This is a genomic window from Aminobacter sp. UC22_36, from assembly GCF_044056035.1.
Taxonomy (GTDB): domain Bacteria; phylum Pseudomonadota; class Alphaproteobacteria; order Rhizobiales; family Rhizobiaceae; genus Aminobacter.
The window spans coordinates 5,195,293-5,213,272 of the sequence record NZ_CP171996.1; the positions used below are offsets into that span (position 1 = coordinate 5,195,293).

Annotated in this window: 13 protein-coding genes and 2 pseudogenes; 7 read left to right on the top strand and 8 right to left on the bottom strand. The window is 61.2% G+C overall.

Annotation, left to right across the window (positions count from 1 at the left end):
• Window positions 1-15 precede the first annotated feature (15 nt).
• The 4 genes from ACHMW7_RS29005 to ACHMW7_RS29020 all read right to left on the bottom strand — a co-directional run bounded on the left by ACHMW7_RS29005 (window position 16) and on the right by ACHMW7_RS29020 (window position 2,421).
• Window positions 16-411, bottom strand: a complete 396-nt coding sequence (locus tag ACHMW7_RS29005) for a VOC family protein (RefSeq protein WP_395448786.1) — start codon at window positions 409-411, stop codon at window positions 16-18.
• A gap of 129 nt (window positions 412-540) precedes the next feature.
• Window positions 541-1,320: a helix-turn-helix domain-containing protein gene (locus ACHMW7_RS29010; protein WP_395448787.1), complete on the bottom strand. Its 780-nt coding sequence runs from the start codon at window positions 1,318-1,320 to the stop codon at window positions 541-543.
• Between the two features lie 85 nt (window positions 1,321-1,405).
• Window positions 1,406-2,200: a class II glutamine amidotransferase gene (locus ACHMW7_RS29015; protein ID WP_395448788.1), complete on the bottom strand. Its 795-nt coding sequence runs from the start codon at window positions 2,198-2,200 to the stop codon at window positions 1,406-1,408.
• A gap of 5 nt (window positions 2,201-2,205) precedes the next feature.
• Window positions 2,206-2,421, bottom strand: coding sequence for a DUF6356 family protein (locus tag ACHMW7_RS29020; protein WP_395448789.1), 216 nt, complete (start codon window positions 2,419-2,421; stop codon window positions 2,206-2,208).
• A gap of 101 nt (window positions 2,422-2,522) precedes the next feature.
• Between ACHMW7_RS29020 and ACHMW7_RS29025 the strand changes: the two genes are divergently transcribed.
• The 4 genes from ACHMW7_RS29025 (at window position 2,523) to ACHMW7_RS29040 (ending at window position 5,055) form a co-directional block, all read left to right on the top strand.
• Window positions 2,523-2,993, top strand: a complete 471-nt coding sequence (locus ACHMW7_RS29025) for an Lrp/AsnC family transcriptional regulator (RefSeq protein WP_154385884.1) — start codon at window positions 2,523-2,525, stop codon at window positions 2,991-2,993.
• 55 nt (window positions 2,994-3,048) lie between these two features.
• The gene (dut, locus tag ACHMW7_RS29030) at window positions 3,049-3,528 is read left to right on the top strand and encodes a dUTP diphosphatase (RefSeq protein WP_395448790.1); all 480 of its coding nucleotides are present in this window, start codon (window positions 3,049-3,051) and stop codon (window positions 3,526-3,528) included.
• Window positions 3,525-4,181 carry an HAD family hydrolase gene (locus ACHMW7_RS29035; protein WP_395448791.1) on the top strand — a complete coding sequence of 219 codons (657 nt, stop codon included), beginning with the start codon at window positions 3,525-3,527 and terminating at the stop codon, window positions 4,179-4,181. The genes dut and ACHMW7_RS29035 overlap by 4 nt, the downstream gene beginning before the upstream one ends.
• A gap of 67 nt (window positions 4,182-4,248) precedes the next feature.
• Window positions 4,249-5,055 carry an oxaloacetate decarboxylase gene (locus tag ACHMW7_RS29040; RefSeq protein ID WP_395448792.1) on the top strand — a complete coding sequence of 269 codons (807 nt, stop codon included), beginning with the start codon at window positions 4,249-4,251 and terminating at the stop codon, window positions 5,053-5,055.
• Window positions 5,056-5,068: 13 nt separating this feature from the next.
• Here ACHMW7_RS29040 and ACHMW7_RS29045 read toward each other — a convergent pair whose 3' ends face one another.
• On the bottom strand, window positions 5,069-5,791 hold the full coding sequence (locus ACHMW7_RS29045; RefSeq protein ID WP_395448793.1) for a sulfate transporter family protein: 723 nt from the start codon (window positions 5,789-5,791) through the stop codon (window positions 5,069-5,071).
• A gap of 170 nt (window positions 5,792-5,961) precedes the next feature.
• Between ACHMW7_RS29045 and ACHMW7_RS29050 the strand changes: the two genes are divergently transcribed.
• Window positions 5,962-6,954 (top strand): adenosine kinase, encoded by a 993-nt coding sequence (locus ACHMW7_RS29050; RefSeq protein ID WP_395448794.1) that lies wholly within the window; start codon window positions 5,962-5,964, stop codon window positions 6,952-6,954.
• Between the two features lie 1,362 nt (window positions 6,955-8,316).
• Here the strand turns inward: ACHMW7_RS29050 and ACHMW7_RS29055 are convergent.
• On the bottom strand, window positions 8,317-9,438 hold the full coding sequence (locus ACHMW7_RS29055) for a DUF262 domain-containing protein (protein WP_395448795.1): 1,122 nt from the start codon (window positions 9,436-9,438) through the stop codon (window positions 8,317-8,319).
• Between the two features lie 456 nt (window positions 9,439-9,894).
• Window positions 9,895-12,183 carry an NADP-dependent malic enzyme gene (locus tag ACHMW7_RS29060; protein ID WP_395448796.1) on the bottom strand — a complete coding sequence of 763 codons (2,289 nt, stop codon included), beginning with the start codon at window positions 12,181-12,183 and terminating at the stop codon, window positions 9,895-9,897.
• A gap of 216 nt (window positions 12,184-12,399) precedes the next feature.
• Here ACHMW7_RS29060 and mutS point away from each other — a divergent pair.
• Both mutS and ACHMW7_RS29070 read left to right on the top strand, forming a co-directional pair.
• Window positions 12,400-15,049 (top strand): annotated as a pseudogene (gene mutS, locus ACHMW7_RS29065) (DNA mismatch repair protein MutS).
• A 36-nt stretch (window positions 15,050-15,085) separates the two neighbouring features.
• A pseudogene (locus tag ACHMW7_RS29070) lies at window positions 15,086-15,190 on the top strand (VOC family protein); the annotation flags it as partial.
• A gap of 138 nt (window positions 15,191-15,328) precedes the next feature.
• Here the strand turns inward: ACHMW7_RS29070 and ACHMW7_RS29075 are convergent.
• Entirely contained in the window at window positions 15,329-16,501 is a 1,173-nt protein-coding gene (locus ACHMW7_RS29075; RefSeq protein WP_395448797.1) for a P1 family peptidase, read from the bottom strand.
• Window positions 16,502-17,980: the final 1,479 nt, after the last annotated feature.

Below are 17,980 nucleotides of genomic sequence, written 5' to 3' on the forward strand. Positions count from 1 at the left end.
CTTGCCAGATGAGCGTCAGTCCGGCATCGCCGAGGCAATCTCGACGAGGCAACCGTTGAGATCGCGGACATAGCCGACGATCTGCCCCCAAGGCTTGTTCTCCGGCGGCTTCACCGGGCTGGCGCCTGCGGCAACCGCCTTGCGATAGGCATCGTGAGGGTCGGGAAAGACCAAAGCGAGTTCGAAGCCCGCCGCCAGGTCGCCCTTGCGGTTGGCGCGAATGGCCAGCCCGTTCATCTCCGCCATCGCTTCGCCGGCAAAGGACAGCGTCGTCGGGCCGGTGTCCATTTCGGCATAGAGATTGCTCTCATGGATGAATTTGCGTCGCAGGCCGAATGCGGCTTCGTAAAAAGACACGGTCGCCTCGACATCGGCAACATACAGGATCGTATAGCCAAGGCGCACTGTCATCGAAGATCTCCAGGCAAGGGACCAGGCAGGCGGCTGCGCGCCAAATCCGGCGCGCAAGCAGGGAAGCCCATCCGGCTCATGGGTGGATCATCGCGCCTCGTTCCGATTCGATCTTGAACAAATCGGACATCAGTCGTGCAAGCTGACGAGGGTGACATCGGGAAGACGCGCCGGCGAGAAGCCGCCCATGCGCCTGATGACGCGGCTCATATGGGCCTGATCCGAAAAGCCCGCCTCAAGCGCTGCGGCTGCCGGGCCCAGACGGTGATCCCGCAGCAGCCGCAAGGCGCGGTGGAACTGGAGAACAGCCGCAAAGGCCTTTGGCGTAAGCCCCGTGGCCTTGACCACAAGGCGCTGCACGGTCCGCTCGGAAATGTCGTGCATCTCCGCCACCTCACTGACGCGCAGGCGTCCGCCGGAAGCGTGAAAGGCGCTGATCACGCTGCGTCCCAAAGGCGCCGGCCTGAAACGGCTAGCGGCGGCGCGCTGACGAACGAAGGCCGTCAGCCGCGTGACGAGTTCCGTTTCGTCGCGCGCCGGCGCGCTGAGCGCTTCAAGCTCGGGACATGCCGAAACAGCGTCGGGGCCGATCAAATTGGCATTCGCCAGATCCGTCGGTTCAAATCCGAGCACCCTCTCGAAACAGCCCGGTCGAAGGCGAATGCCGACAAAGCCCATGCCGGGTTGGATGGCAACGTCGTAGAAGCGCGTCACCGGGCCGGTGACGACGACAGTCGCGTCGGTGATCGGATTTTGTCCGGCATCGAACCTGACGATGATATCGCAACGACCGTCCGGCAAGACACGGTAGCTTCCGGCGCGATCGCTGACCGACGTCCACACGGCCTCGACCTCGTCACTTAGGTCGGCGGCCAGGCCCAATTCGGAGTAACGAGCCGACAAGGTCATTTCTCGAACCAGCTCGATCCGTTTGCGCGAAACATGGTGATTGCCGGTTCAACTCGGCCAAACTGTCTCCAGCAGATAGCAGACTTCAGCCGGCCAGTGCCAGTTGGGCCAATGACGGCTGGAACGGGCGGACCGTCATGTCATCGCGCGTCATGGTGACAAAGCTCGATGGCGGCACCGCCTGCCAGCTCTGGCCCTCGCGGTCGAAGGGCTCGGAGACGATGCAACGCCCCGTTTCGCCGTCGCGGGTGTAGAGCGTCGGCGCATGTGCGTCGGTGGCATAACGCACCGCAAACAGGTTCCGGCCGTCGCTGAAGGCAGCTGTCAGCTTCAGCTGCGGGTCGACGCCAGCACTCCGTGCTGCCTCGACGACACGGCTGGTGGCGCGCGCGACGGCACCTTGCGGGTCGGCGTCGAGCCCTTCCTCCAGCATCAGCAGGAAAAACAGCTCGGAATCCGTGGTGCCCTGGCGCTGCTCGTAAAGGTCGTCATTGATGCTGGCTTCGAGCCGCCGGCGAATCTTTTCAAAGCCCGAGATCTGGCCGTTATGCATGAAGCTCCAGCGACCCGAAACGAACGGGTGGCAGTTGGCGCGGCTGGTGGCGCCACCGGTCGATGCCCTGACATGGGCGAGAAACAGGCCTGATTTGATCTGCCGGCACAGGCTCTTGAGATCGGGGTCCGACCAGGCCGGCAGGATGTCGCGATAGAGGCCGGGCTCGGGCCGCTCGCCATACCAGGCGAGACCGAAACCGTCACCATTCGTCGGCGACTTGGCTTCCTGGGCGCAGTGGCTCTGGGTGATCAGCGAATGGCAGGGCGCTGTCACGATGTCTTCGAGGAAGACCTCTTCACCGATATAGGCTGCCCACCGGCACATGCGCTTCAGTGTCCCCGATTGTGCGTCCGCTCGTAGAGCCGGCGGATGATCGCGCTTGCTGTAGATTCAAACAGGAAGGGTAACAAAGCGTGAATGAGTGCTGCGCCTGCGGCGAGAAACAGCTGGCCGGCGAACCAGCCGGCAAAACGCATGTGCTCGAAATAGGTCTCGTCGACCGCATCGGGGTGAGCGGTGAACAGTCTTGCGATACGTGCGGACATCGAAACCTCCCTAGCTGATATGAGTATCGTCTCACGGGGAAGAGGTTCAAAGATCCCAATTTGTCCTTGTCTTTTGCCATTTCCTGGGACAATCATCCCAAATGTCTGGAGAACTCGATACGATCGATCGAAGAATCCTCGCCGAGCTGCAGCGCGACGGCACGCTTTCGGTCGATCAGCTGTCGGAACGTGTCGGCCTGTCGCGCAATGCCTGCTGGCGCCGGGTCAAGCGCCTCGATGACGAGCGCTTCATCACCGGCCGCGTCGCGCTTGTCGACGCCGACAAACTCGGCCTTGGCCTGTCGGTGTTCATCCTGGTGCGCACGTCGAGCCACGATCCCGAGTGGCTGGCCAAATTCCGCGCCGGCGTGACTTCGTTTCCCGAGATTACCGGCGTCTATCGCATGTCGGGTGACCTCGACTATGTCTTGCGTGCCCGCGTTGCCGATGTGAAGGCGTATGATCGCCTCTACCAGCGCCTCATCGCCAAGGTGCCGCTGTCGGACGTCTCGGCCTCCTTCGTGATGGAGGAGATCCGCGAAACGACTGTCGTGCCGGTGGAAATTCGCTGAGTGCGACCTGTTGTGAATTGACCTGCCCTGGACGCTGTCTCATAGGATCGCCGCCATGACATCGACCGCCGCAACCTCATCCGCCCCCGTCATCGGGATCGTCCGTTTGCCGCATGCAAGCGATCTGCCCCTGCCGTCCTACGAGACGTCGGGTGCCGCCGGCATGGATTTGCGCGCCGCCGTGCCTGATGATCGGCCGCTGCTGATCCTGCCCGGCAAGCGCGCTTTGGTGCCGACCGGCCTGATCTTCGAAATCCCCGAAGGTTTCGAAGGCCAAATTCGGCCGCGCTCGGGCCTCGCCTTCAAGCACGGCATCACCTGCCTCAACACGCCAGGCACCATCGACAGCGACTATCGCGGCGAGGTCAAGGTGCTGCTGATCAACCACGGCGACGAGGACTTCTACATCGAGCGCGGCATGCGCATCGCCCAGATGGTGATCGCCTCGGTGACCCGTGCCTCGATCGAGGAACGCGACCTCGCCGCCGCAACGACGCGCGGCGCCGGCGGCTTCGGCTCGACCGGAACGGCATGAGCACACCCAAGCTCGTCATCTTCGACTGCGACGGCGTGCTCGTCGACACCGAGCCGCTGGCCAACCAGCGGCTGTCGGCGTGGCTGAGCGAAGCGGGCTATCCCGTCAGCTACGAACAATGCCGCCGCCAATTCGTCGGGCGCAGCCTGGTGTCGGTGCAAAAAGAGGTCGAAGCGACAGGCGTCAGCCTTGGCGCTGACTTCGTCGAGCGCTGGTATCGCGAATTGCCGGAGCTGTTCAAGACGGGCGTGCAGGCGATCCCGCACATCGAGAGCTTCGTCGAGGCGGTCAAGAGCGCCGGCATCGCCTATTGCGTGGCGTCGTCGGCGCGCATCAACAAGATGCACATGACGCTCGGCCAGACCGGGCTGCTGAGCCATTTCCGCGACGTGCTGTTTTCCGCCACCATGGTCGAGCGCGGCAAGCCGTTTCCCGACCTTTTCCTCCATGCCGCCGGCACGATGGGTTATGAGCCCGCCGACTGCATCGTCATCGAAGACAGCGTTGCGGGTGCCCAGGCCGGCCGTGCTGCCGGCATGCGGGTGTTTGGCTACCACGGCGATCCGCATTCCGACCGCGACGGCCTGGTGGCGAGTGGTGCCGTACCGTTCGACGACATGCGCAAGCTGGCAGGATTGATTCCGATCGCCTGAAACAGCGTTTGAGCCCTTGCCGGCTCCGGTCTAGAATTGCCTTTTTCCGAACAGTCGAGGCAAGACGATGGACAAGGGCGCGGTCTTCCGGAAATTGCACGAGGCGCCGGGCGCCTTCATCATCCCCAACCCCTGGGACATCGGCACGGCCAAGCTTTTGGCTTCCTTCGGCTTCGAGGCGCTGGCAACGACGAGTGCGGGCTTTGCCTTCTCGCGCGGCCTGCCCGACGGCGGCGTCGGCTTCGAGACGATGATCCACCATTGCCGCGACCTGGCGCATGCGACCGGACTGCCTGTGTCGGCCGATCTCGAGAAGGGCAAGGGTGACAGCCCCGAAAGCGCTGGCGAGACCGTCTTTGCCGCCGAAGCAGCCGGACTTGCCGGTTGTTCGCTGGAGGACCACACCGGCGATGCCTACAAGCCGATCTACGAATTCTCGCAAGCGGTCGAACGCGTGACGGCTGCTGCGGAAGCGGCGCGGGCGCTGAAGCACGATTTCGTGCTGACGGCGCGCTCGGAGAATTTCCTGTGGGGCCGGCCGGATCTCGACGACACGATCAAGCGGCTGCAGGCGTTCGAGAAGGCCGGCGCCGACGTGCTCTACGCGCCCGGCATCACCGATCTCGACATGATCCGCACGCTGTGCGGTTCGGTCTCAAAGCCGGTCAACGTGCTGGCCGTGCCGGGTTTCTCGGTCGCGGTGCTGGCCGAAGCCGGCGCCAAGCGCATTTCGCTCGGCTCCAAGCTCACGGCCTACGCCTTCGGCATGATGGAGCAGGCGTCGCGTGAAATGCTCGGCCAGGGCACGTTCGAATTCGCCCGCGACGGCATCGCCTATGCCAAGCTGCAGGCACTGTTCGGCCGCGACGGCTGAGCGCGCCGAACCGTCAGGCCCGCGCCATGGCAGGCCGGCGCTCGGCCGCTGAAACGCTCTTGTGCAGATGTACCATCATCGCCGCGGCGAAGAGCGGGGTCAAAAGGTTGAGAATCGGCACGGCGAGGAAGGCTGATATGACCAGGCCAGCCAAGAACACCGTGCCGGTGTTGCGGCGGCGCAAATCCTTGGCCTCCTGCTCGGAGCGGAAGCGCATGGCGGCGAATTCGAAGAACTCGCGGCCGAGCAGATAGCCGTTGACCAGGAAGAAGGCGCCGATGTTGACGAGGGGGATGAACATCAAAAGCAGCGCCAGCAGATTGCCCAGGATGACGATGCCAAAAAACTTGATCGCCAGAACAAGCGCGCGTAGCGCCGGCACCGGCTGCCCGGGGCGGTCCTGGGGGTAGTTGGTCTTTTCGACGACCTCGGCAACGTCGTCCAAAAACAGGCCGGCGACGATCGCCGTTACCGGCGCGATCAGCAGGGCAAGGCCCAGCGCCAGGCCGATGCCGGCGATGATGGCGGCGATCAGGCCGAGCCAGCCGGTCCAGGCCGGCAGGCCGGGCAACATGGCGTCGATCCACGGCCAGGCGAGCCAGTCGAAGAGCTCGCGGATGCCGAACCACAGAGCGACCAGCGTAAGCAACGTCAGTCCCAGCGTCTTCAAAAACACCGTGCGGAATTCCGCTGTGAAGAGCTGGCTTGCAGCAGTGCGGGCGGCATCGAGGATCATGTCTTTGTGGTCGCTCCCTGTTTACGTCCTGAGATAAGGTGCCGCATAGCCAGCCTCAAGCGCTCGCCAGCCAAATTGCCGGGTAGGCAAACGTGCTGCGAGCCGCTAAACGCAATCCGTTTTGCCGACCTGTCGGCCCCTGTTACGGCGAACGCGCCGCGGAGACCCTGATGAGCCAATATGACGTGCTGTGCATCGGCAACGCCATCGTCGACATCATCGCGCAATGCGATGAGGCCTTCTTGACCGACAACGGCATCATCAAGGGCGCGATGAACCTGATCGACGCCGAGCGCGCCGAGCTGTTGTACCAGCGCATGGGTCCGGCAATCGAGGCCTCGGGCGGCTCGGCCGGCAACACGGCGGCCGGCATTGCCAGCTTCGGCGGCCGCGCGGCCTATTTCGGCAAGGTCGCAAAAGATTCTCTCGGCGAAATCTTCAGCCACGACATCCACGCCCAAGGCGTCGCCTTCGACACCAAACCTCTCGACGGCACGCCGCCGACGGCACGCTCGATGATCTTCGTCACCCCCGACGGCGAGCGCTCGATGAACACCTATCTCGGCGCCTGCGTCGAGCTCGGGCCCGACGACGTCGAAGCCGACAAGGCAAGCGGGGCCAAGGTCACCTATTTCGAAGGCTACCTGTGGGACCCGCCGTTGGCCAAGGAAGCGATCCGCATGACCGCGGCACACGCCCATGCCGCCGGCCGCGAAGTGTCGATGACGCTGTCGGATTCGTTCTGCGTCGATCGCTACCGCGGCGAGTTCCTCGAGCTGATGCGCTCGGGCACCGTCGACATCGTCTTTGCCAACTCCCACGAGATCAAGTCACTCTACGAAACCTCGTCCTTCGATGAGGCGCTCGCCCATATCCGCAAGGATTGCAAGATCGCCGCCGTTACCCGCTCGGAGAAGGGCTCGGTCATCGTGCGCGGCGACGAGACGGTGGTGATTAAGGCAACCGAAATCCGCGAGCTTGTCGACACGACAGGTGCCGGCGACCTCTATGCCGCCGGCTTCCTCTATGGCTACACGCAAGGCCGCTCGCTCAAGGATTGCGGCGACCTCGGCTCGCTCGCCGCCGGCCTGGTAATCCAGCAGATCGGCCCGCGCCCAAGACAGAATTTGAAGCGCGAGGCCGAGCAGGCGGGCTTGCTGTAGGGGTTGCTGCGTTGGCGATGATTTTTCCGGCCGCGCCCTACGTCGCCCCCCTCTGGCCTGCCGGCCATCTCCCCCACAGGTGGGGAGATCAGCTGTCATCACGACCTTCGCCAACCTTTTACCTCGCAAGGTGAGCGAGACGGGCGACGCTGCCAATCTCCCCACCTGTGGGGGAGATGGCCGGCAGGCCAGAGGGGGGCGCGAAGGAATGCGGCCTTCCAACATTTCGCACCTCTCCTTCGCCACGCCCCTTTTCCGGTCTGGCCATTGCTGATGAAAGTCGGGAAGCGGGGCCGTGCCTGCCGAAATGTAAGAATGTGGCGCGAACCCGCGCTCCGCCGGCGATTTCCGTTCCCGCCCGTTCCGCTTCCGGGGCAACGGGCATTAACGCCCCTGCCCCGCTAGCGCATCGTCCAGCGCACCCGGGCCGCATTACCCGGAGGGGAACCTTTGGACGAAACCTCCCCGGGCAACAGGCAACGTTGGCCCGCTGCCGGAGGCGCCGGCTCCTCCCCGCATGCCACCGTCGCGACCAGCGTTCCCGCGAGAGAAACTGAAGGGATTGTACGGGAGGTTTGGGAGGGCGTGGAAAAACGGGGGCGGACTATCCACGGTGGTTGCTGACAGATGGTAACAAAGACACCAAAACCAGGCACCGCGTGACTCTAACCCCAATACCTGGCGCCCGAGCAGCGAACAACATGGCCATGAAATTCGCGGTCGATTGCCTCGATCCACTTCGACACCTGGCCAAAATATCTTGCTACATCAGTATCGGTCACACTTGGTGGACTTTCATGGGCGAGCGCATTTCTTACGTCCATAAAAGCTCGAATCCCCAGCTCAACGTCAGATCTTGTCCTTCTAGATAGGTTAACGAATACCCTCGGCAAACCCAACCTTTTGAAAATTGCATCTATGTTGCGAACCGACGGAATTTTTTATCTTTCACAAGTCTATTTTGAAAATCGATACGAGGTATTGCTCTATCTTCCACGAATATTCCAAATATTTCTGCCTGCTGCTCCGTTCGCGACGCCAAGTCAACTTCGTCGCCAGAGGCCATAAATCTTTTGAATGATTCTTCTTGCATTTTTGCGGCAAATAATGCCCTCGTAGAGATTGGAATTGCAGAGTTGCTGGCTCCTGAAGCAAGAAGATTTGTAAACCATCGCGTTGTTAGCTCCCAAAGGTAATCCTCCAGTAGCGCCGAAAGCTGAAATACACAGTTCTGGAATATTGAGTCGCGAACAAAAGTCGGAAGCTTCTTGGTCCTAACCTTCGCATAGGTGAACGAATACTTTAGCTGACGCATTCGCGTCGATGCAGTTGCCCGCGCACTCGATCGAACGTAAGGCATGCTCAGACTGGAACTATCTCTTGAACCAAGGATCGGAACAATTCTATTCTAGTATGAACTAGCGGCCTATCACTAGTCGAAGCTGACACTGCACGCACATACTCCCTATCTGTTTGGAGGGCGACATACCTAGGCAAGAACTCCGCCCCTAACTCTTTGCTGATGTTTTTTGGTGATCTGCCAGACAATGCAAATCCTACCATCTGCGCATCGAACACAGCAGAATTGAAATTGTTATCTGGCTTACCGTCTGCATCTAGTAGCCTGAATGCCTTCGATCCAAGAAGCGCTTTCATCCCATCTACCGACTTTTTAAAGGCGTTCTCAAATTCGTCGTCTTTTCCGACGTCTCTATTACCTTGAGCGAACTTGTTCAAAAATGTCGCAAGTGGTTTTTCGTACTCGTCGAGCTTGAAACGAAGCGCCAGGAACCTGAGTATCAACTCAGCTCCGCGCATACGCTTGTCATCCTTGATGCCACTCAGCTCTTGCCACGGCTCATACTCACCAAGCTCATCCAACTTCTCCATCAAAGAGCCATGATAGAGCCCATGCCTAAGCTCCTGCGGGTTAAGTTGCACCGCACCGGTGTTCAAGCGCTCGAAAACATCAAACTTGATCTGAGGGTGCGTCTCTTTCAGGATGGTTATGCATCGAATAGTTCTATTTTCGATATGGGTACGGAATCGCGGATCCAATTCCCTAAAGAGGAAACCATTTAGGTCAGGAAACGCGCGAAGCCCCTTCAATCTAAAACCATTCTCAAAGAATAGACGAATACTCATCAATCTTTGATTTCCGTCAATAACTTTTAGAGTACCGTCGTCCTCCTGATCTAGATATATGACAGGTATAGGGCACTGAATAATAATAGATTCTATCAGGCGAGACGCTTGATTTCTATTCCATACATACTTTCTTTGAAATTCAGGTACGACAATTTTTTCCTCTCGGAGGAGATTCGCAATTGTCAATATAGTAAAATCATATGTTTCTGTCTGGAGACGCCTCTCGTGTAACGGGACGTTTAGTATCCCATCTTCCTCTTCACCACGAGCGGCTCGAACAGGAAAAAGTAGATCCGCAAGTTGTTTTTGCGCAGCTTTTGCTAGTTGAGCCATCATTCCCCTGCCTAGGCACTACCTTCTTGGTGCACACTTGCAGATCGACAGGGCTACCTCAAGTCCCCACGTTTTGCGCTGCGATTACCGACATGCTGGAGACCTTTTTTCGGGAGGATCTTGGCATGCCGCATAGAGTCCGGCGAACAGCCGATGACGGTGGCACCGCCGCATTCCTGCGACATCTCGGTCGAGATCAAGGCTGCGCCGCTATGACATGCATGTTGCCGGCAGAGTGGATGCGGAGACGCCGCGATCCTTCGCCCCCCTCTGCCCTGCCGGGCATCTCCCCCACAAGGAGGGAGATTGGCAGCTTTGGCGTCTCGCCCAATCGGCTAGCCGCGCAAGGCAGGCGGCAGTGCCATGCCCTTGGCTATGGCTGCGGACCTTGAGTCGCTTCAATCGACAAATCGTTGTCGATTGATCGGCCCTTCGCTACCGCTCAGGGCCGACCGCTTCTCAAGTCCCCGCGTTATACGCCGCGATCGCCGCCATGTTGACGATGTCGGAGTCCTTGGCATTCAGCGAGACGATCTGCACCGGCTTGTTGAGGCCGACGAGCAGCGGGCCGATGACGGTGGAGCCGCCGAGTTCCTGCAGCATCTTGGTCGAGATGGCAGCCGAGTGGAACGCCGGCATGACCAGAACGTTGGCAGCACCCGACAGGCGGCAGAAGGGATATTGCTGCTGCATCAGGCGGTGGTTGAGGGCGACGTCGGCGGCCATTTCGCCGTCATATTCGAAATCGACGCGGCGCTTGTCGAGGATCTTGACCGCTTCCTGGACACGCTCGGAACGCTCGCCGGCCGGATGGCCGAAGGTCGAGTAGGCGAGCATGGCGACGCGCGGTTCATAACCCATCCTGCGCGCGAAATGGGCGGCCTCCTCGGCGATGTCGGCGATCTGCTCGGCATTGGGCATGTCGTGGACGGCGGTGTCGGCGACAATCACGGTGCGGCCCCGCGCCAGAACGATCGACACGCCAATGACGCGGTGGCCGGGCTTGGCGTCGATGACGCGGCGGACGTCTTCGAGCACGGTCGAGTAGTTGCGGGTGACGCCTGTGACCACGCCGTCGGCATCGCCGAGCGCCACCATGCAAGCAGCGAAGTGGTTGCGGTCGTTGTTGATCAGGCGCTGGCAGTCGCGCAAGAGGTAGCCCTTGCGCTGCATGCGCTCGTAGAGGAAGTCGGCATAGATGCCGTTGCGGCGTGACAGGCGGGCATTGATGATCTCGAGACCCGGCTTGTTGAGATCGATGCCGGCCTGCCTGGCGTTTTCCTTGATGATGTCGTCACGGCCCAAAAGGATAGCGGTGCCGAGCTTCTGGTTGACGTAGGACACGGCGGCCCGCATCACCTGCTCCTCCTCGCCCTCGGCGAAGACAATGCGCTTGGGCTGGCGGCGGACGCGGTCGTAGATGCGCTGCAAGGTCGAGGCGATCGGGTCGCGGCGGGCGGAGAGTTCGTTGGCGTATTTGTCGAGATCGAGGATCGGCCGGCCGGCGACGCCCGATTCCATCGCCGCCTTGGCGACAGCGATCGGGATCGCCGAGATCAGGCGCGGGTCGAACGGCACCGGGATGATGTAGTTGGGACCGAATTTCGGCCGGTTGCCCTGATAGGCGGCGGCGACGTCGTCGGGCACGTCCTGGCGGGCGAGTTCGGCCAGCGCGTTGGCGGCGGCGACCTTCATGGCGTCGTTGATGGTGGTGGCGCGGACATCGAGCGCGCCGCGGAAAATATAGGGGAAGCCGAGCACGTTGTTGACCTGGTTCGGATAGTCCGAACGGCCGGTCGCCATGATGGCGTCGGTGCGGATCTCGGCGACTTCTTCGGGCGTGATCTCCGGATCGGGATTGGCCATGGCGAAGATGATTGGGTTCTTGGCCATGGACTGGATCATGGCGGGCGTCAGCGCGCCCTTGGCCGAGAGGCCGAAGACGATGTCGGCGCCGTCCATGGCATCGGCCAGCGAACGCGCCTCGGTCTTGACCGCGTGCGCCGACTTCCACTGGTTCATGCCTTCGGTGCGGCCCTGGTAGACCACGCCCTTGGTGTCGCACAAAATGACGTTGTCAGGCGTGAAGCCCATCGACTTGATCAGCTCGATGCAGGCGATGCCGGCGGAACCGGCACCATTGCAGACGAGCTTCGACGTCTTCATGTCGCGGCCGGTGATCGCAAGCGCGTTGATCAGGCCGGCAGCGGCGATGATCGCGGTGCCGTGCTGGTCGTCGTGGAAGACGGGGATGTCCATCAGCTCGCGCAGGCGCTGCTCGATGATGAAGCACTCGGGCGCCTTGATGTCTTCGAGGTTGATGCCGCCGAAGGACGGCCCCAGGAAACGCACGCAGTTGATGAATTCCTCGGCGTCTTCGGTGTCGACCTCGAGGTCGATGGAATCGACGTCGGCAAAGCGCTTGAACAGCACCGCCTTGCCTTCCATGACCGGCTTGGAGGCAAGCGCGCCGAGATTGCCCAAGCCCAGGATCGCCGTGCCGTTGGAGATGACGGCGACCATGTTGCCCCGGGTCGTGTAGTCGTAGGCGCGCGAGGGATCCTCGGCGATGGCCTTCACCGGAACAGCGACGCCGGGCGAATAGGCAAGCGACAGGTCGCGCTGGGTCGCCATCGGCTTGGTCGGCACGACCTCCAGCTTGCCGGGCCGGCCCATGGCGTGGAACTCGAGCGCCTCCTCTGATGAAACGGAGGGACCGGAATTGTCGGGTTTCCTGGTAGTTGCCATGGCGAGAAGCGTTCCTGTCCCTTAAATTTCTTTTTGTGGAGCGTTTTGGATTAAGGCTACACATCGGCGCTGTAAACCGCCAAGCAGGGTGGGGAATTTCCTTTTTCTGAAGGTTCAGGCGTGAACGATCGACCGATCATATCTGCTGACGCTGACTTTGCGGAAGCCGGGACGGAAACCCGAGCCGAGGCCCAGGTGCATGCCGCGCCGACGCCGATGATGGAGCAGTATATCGAGATCAAGGCGGCGAACCCGGACTCGCTGCTGTTTTACCGCATGGGCGATTTCTACGAGCTGTTCTTTGACGACGCAGAGAAGGCGTCGCGCGCGCTCGGCATCGTGCTGACCAAGCGCGGCAAGCACCAGGGCCAGGACATCCCGATGTGCGGGGTGCCGATCCATGCCGCCGACGACTATCTGCAGAAGCTGATCGGCCAGGGTTTCCGCGTTGCGGTGTGCGAGCAGATCGAGGATCCAGCGGAGGCCAAGAAGCGCGGTTCGAAGTCGGTGGTGAAGCGCGACGTGGTGCGGCTGGTCACACCTGGCACGATCACCGAAGACAAGCTTTTGGCGCCGCAGGAATCGAATTTCCTGATGGCGCTGGGGCGGGTCAAGGGTGCGGGCGAAGCGAGCCTCGCGCTCGCCTGGATCGAGATCTCGACGGGGGTGTTTCGCGTTGCGGAGACGACGCCGGAGAGGCTCGCCGCCGACATCTTCCGCATCGACCCGCGCGAGTTGATCGTCGCCGAGCCGGCGTTCCATGACGAGGAGTTGAGGCCGACGTTCGACCTGGTCGGGCGGATCGCCAACCCGCAGCCGCCTTCCCTGTTCGACTCGACCTCGGCGCCGGGACGCATCGCGCGTTTCTACGAGGTGGCGACGCCTGATAGTTTCGGCGCGTTTTCACGTGCCGAGTTGTCGGCGATCTCGGGCGTCATCGCCTATGTCGAAAAGACCCAGAAGGCCGAGCGGCCGCCGCTGTCGCACCCCGAGCGCGAGCAGGAAGGCTCGACCCTGTTCATCGATCCGGCGACGCGCGCCAATCTCGAACTTTTGCGCACGCTTTCGGGCGGCCGCGACGGCTCGCTATTCCGCGCCATCGACCGCACGGTAACCGGCGGTGGTGCGCGCCTGCTCGCCGACCGGCTGATGTCGCCGCTGACCGATCCGGGGGCCATCGGCGCCAGGCTCGACGCGGTGTCGTTCTTCATCGGCGAGACAAGGCTGGCCGAGGCGCTGCGGCTCAGCCTCAAGGGCGTTGCCGACATGCCGCGCGCGCTGTCGAGGCTTGCGCTCAACCGCGGCGGCCCGCGCGATCTCGGGGCACTGCGCTCGGGTTTTTCGGCGGCGCAGACAATCGCCGGCCTGTTTGTCAACATGGCGGTGCCGCATGAGCTCGGCACAGCGCTCGAGGCGATATCAGCCCTGCCCGCGGCGTTTGCCGGACATCTCGACGCCGCCCTTGGCGACGAGCTGCCGCTGCTCAAGCGCGACGGCGGTTTTGTCCGCGCCAGCTACCACGCCGAGCTCGACGAGATGCGGGCGCTGCGCGACCAGTCGCGGCGGGTGATCGCCGGCATGGAGCGCGACCTGATCGAAGAGACGGGCATCCGCTCGCTCAAGATCCGCCACAACAACGTGCTCGGCTACTACATCGAGGTGACGGCCAACAACCAGGCAGCACTCAACGGCACCGACGAGGCCAAGGCACGCTTCATCCATCGCCAGACCATGGCGAGCGCGATGCGCTTCACCACCACCGAGCTGGCCGGGCTGGAGACCAAGATCGCCAACGCCGCCGACCGGGCGCTGACCATCGAGCTCGCCGCCTTCGACGCACTCGTCGAGGAGGCTGTCACTCATGCCGATGCGATCCGTGCGGGTGCCAACGCGCTGTCGGTGCTCGACGTCTCCACAGGCCTTGCCGCGCTTGCGGCGGGCGAAGCCTGGTGCCGGCCGCAGGTCGACCAGAGCCTGGCCTTCGACGTCGCGGGCGGCCGCCATCCTGTCGTCGAGCAGTCGCTCAGGCGCGCCGCGGCAGCCCCCTTCGTTGCCAATGACTGCGACCTGTCGCCGGCGCAGAATGGCCGCAACGGCGCGATCTGGCTTCTGACCGGCCCGAACATGGGCGGCAAGTCGACCTTCCTGCGCCAGAACGCGCTGATTGCCATTCTCGCCCCAGATGGGCTCGTTCGTGCCGGCGGAACGTGCCCATGTCGGTGTCGTCGACCGGCTGTTCTCCCGCGTCGGCGCCTCCGACGACCTGGCGCGCGGACGCTCGACCTTCATGGTCGAGATGGTCGAAACCGCCGCCATCCTCAACCAGGCGAGCGAGCGCTCGCTCGTCATCCTCGACGAGATCGGTCGTGGCACCGCGACCTTCGACGGCCTGTCGATCGCCTGGGCGGCGGTCGAATATCTGCACGAGAAGAACCGCTGCCGCGCCGTCTTCGCTACCCATTTCCACGAGCTGACCGCACTTTCGGGCAAGCTCGAGCGCCTGCACAATGTGACGATGCGGGTCAAGGAATGGGAGGGCGAAGTGGTGTTCCTGCACGAGGTCGGCAAGGGTGCCGCCGACCGCTCCTACGGCGTGCAGGTCGCCCGCCTCGCCGGTCTGCCCGACGCAGTGGTGGCGCGCGCCAGGGAAGTGCTGCACCAGCTCGAGGAAGGTGAAACCTCTGGCAAAGCCAACCGGCTTGTCGATGACCTGCCGCTGTTTTCGGTCGCAGTGAAGCGCGAGGCGGCCAAGCCCGTCGCCAACGACGCGCTGAGCAAGGCGCTGGAAGGGCTGAGCCCCGACGAGATGACGCCGCGCGAGGCGCTGGACGCGCTGTACAAGCTCAAGGGGCTGGCAGGCCGCTAGCCGAGGGCGTCGGGCCTGCATTGGCGTTCCGCGCGCATGCTTCACCATATCTCGTTAGGTGTCTCTGATATCGAGCGCTCGGCTGCATTCTACGACGCAGCCCTTGCCGCGCTCGGATATGTCCGCGTCTGGGAAGACATCGCGCGAGCAGCTGCCTCCTCATGGTCGTGAAGGCGTTGTCGCCGGCCAGCCCGTCAGCCCTCTACGCGCGCGCCAAGCCCCTTGACAGTATGGTGCGGAGACTGTCTCGCCGAGCGCACCCCGGCGAGACGAATGGCGTCATTGACTGAGTCGGTTGTATTTCTTGAGAACTTCCTTCAGACGATCGTGCGGAATGGCGAAGGAGACATTGTCATCACGCCCCTTCATGGTTTCCGCAGCGACCATGGCATTGATGATTGCTTCCTCGGTACCATCAACGGTTGCGTGAAAGAGCGGCCCAATCTTGTCATTGGAGACCATCTCCACTTTGGTGTTGGTCTCCTGGTTGAAGGCCTCTGGGTTTGCCGTCGAGAAGGCGATGAAGATGTCGCCGCTGCCATTGCCGCCATAACCACCCGTCTTGGCGAGGCCGAGCGGAATTCGGCGCGCTATACGTTTGAGTTGATGTGGCAACAAGGGGGCGTCTGTAGCCACGACGACGATGATCGAGCCGCCCTCACCACGTTTCCATGAGACGTCAGGCAGCAAATCGGCGATCTCCTTACCTACCGGAGCTCCGGCGATAGTAAGGTCGGCCCGGGATCCAAAATTACCTTGAACGAGTACGCCCACCGTATAGCCACCCTCTTCGGCGGTAAGCTTGCGGGAGGCAGTGCCGGTGCCGCCTTTGAAATTGAACAGATTCATGCCTGTACCGCCACCGACATTACCTTCCTCGATCGGGCCGCTCTTAGCACCATCGAGTGCAGCATAGACATGCTCTTCCTTCACATGCATGCCATTGATATCATTTAAGATTCCGTCCCATGTTTCGGCCACAACCGGCAGGCGCCAATAGAGATCTCGGAAGTGAGGGCCGACTAGATCGTTCTCCGCCTCCCACGAGATAACCGCGTCACGTACAACACCAACACTGTGCGTATTGGTGATCATGACGGGCCCTTCCAGGAAACCACTCTCGTCGATCCAGGTCGTGCCGGTCATCTCGCCATTGCCGTTCAGCGTATACCAGCCCGCAAAACTCGGTCCGAATTTCTTACCTCGCGGAAGTATAGCCGTCACACCGGTTCGCACTGGGCCTTTGCCAACTTCGATCTTGCCACTACCCTCAATGATGGTCGAATAGCCAACTGTGACACCGGCGACGTCGGTAATAGCGTTGTTCGGTCCGGGTGTGCCCACGAACGGGATTCCGAGGTCGCGGGCACGTTCTTTGGCCGCTGCGGGGGCACTGTCAACCGAAACGACAGTAGTGCAGCCCAACAGAGCTACAGCAATGATGCTGCTCATTCTATTCATTTTCAGCCTCCTCCTTGGCAAGTATTCGCTTCTATGACGTCCGTAATGTATTATTTTGCGCAATTTTCATATTTTGAAGAATTTTGACGTGATAATATCTGAATAAGTCAATAAAGTCGCGATACAATTTATAACAAATAGTCGGAGATAATTACTATCTTGGCAGTTATTTTTGCCGTTGTGCATCCGTTTTCTCTATCCGTTCCTTCTCGTCGTCTCTTCGGCGGATGACTTGGAAATAATGGTATTCAGATATCCATTTTATACAAGAGTTATTTTTGTAACATTTTAGGGGAAGCTTCTCTTCACGGGCCGAACCGTGCCGCCACGGCGACGGGCAATCTTCGTGCGGTTCAGATCCTGCTCGGCCATACCAAGGTCGAGAACACGGTGCGATATCTTGGTGTCGATGTGGAAGATGCGTTGAAGCTAGCATGAGCAGCGGGCAGCTGGCACATCGAGCGCGATCAAGCTGGTCAGATTGCCGATGTCCAGCCACATACGCCTTGGCCGAGTGTGAAGCCACAATGCTGGGCAGCTCCGGTCCGAGCCAAGCGCGACGTAAGTAGAAAAACGCAATAGCCAGAATGACCGCTTTTAGCTAGTTCATCCCATAACCGGACGGTCCGGTATCGGCCCCATATCGGTCGTTGAGGCGACCGCTGCTATTGCTTGAAAGCAGACATTCTTGGCGATCACGTCCGGACATCGCGGTAGCGCCAACCCCCGACATTCACGACGTAGCTCAGAGCAGACTCTCAGAGTATTCGCGGGGTCGCTTCCGTGAGGACTTTGCTCGTCGAAGTGAGATTTGGTCAAGAACTCTTTCGCAACTTCCCCCCGTGCCGCCATGCATCGCCAACCAAAGGCTAAGCACGACGGCGAGCAACTGTGCACGCGGCGTGCGAATGGAGGAGTTTTCTGAAATTAATCAGACTATCTTGAAAGACGTGCGCCCCAGAATGTGAGCTTATCCCCATTTATGAATCAACCGGGTGGTATGCGTCTGGGTATCGATGCGCCGTTGGAAGCTGCGGAATTCCAACGAGATACTCTGGGCACCCTGCATCCCTCCCCGGATGGTTGTTATTGCGAGGGGGTATTCATGCTCGGTGCGGTCAGGTCGCAGCGTTCAACGCTGGTCTATGTCACTTGTGAACAACTGACTGAGTGGTTCGCTGCTGTGTCTCGGACGCAGTGAGCAGCGCGGAGGCGGATCGCCTCTGCAGAGCGCATCTCTATCGTTGATTTGGGTGGGCTTTTTCTGGTCGGTCGGCGCTGCGATTCCCTGTCGGGATTTGCGCTCGCCTGGCTTGGCAATCCGACATCGGCAGCGAGCGCTCATCCGCCACGCAGGGATATCGCGGCCAGGACGGTCGCCGCTTGGGACGGATTTTGAGAAGGGATTTGGGGTACATGCACGACGTCTCGACGGCCCACGCTCCAACGACAACACGGCAGTCGAACGTA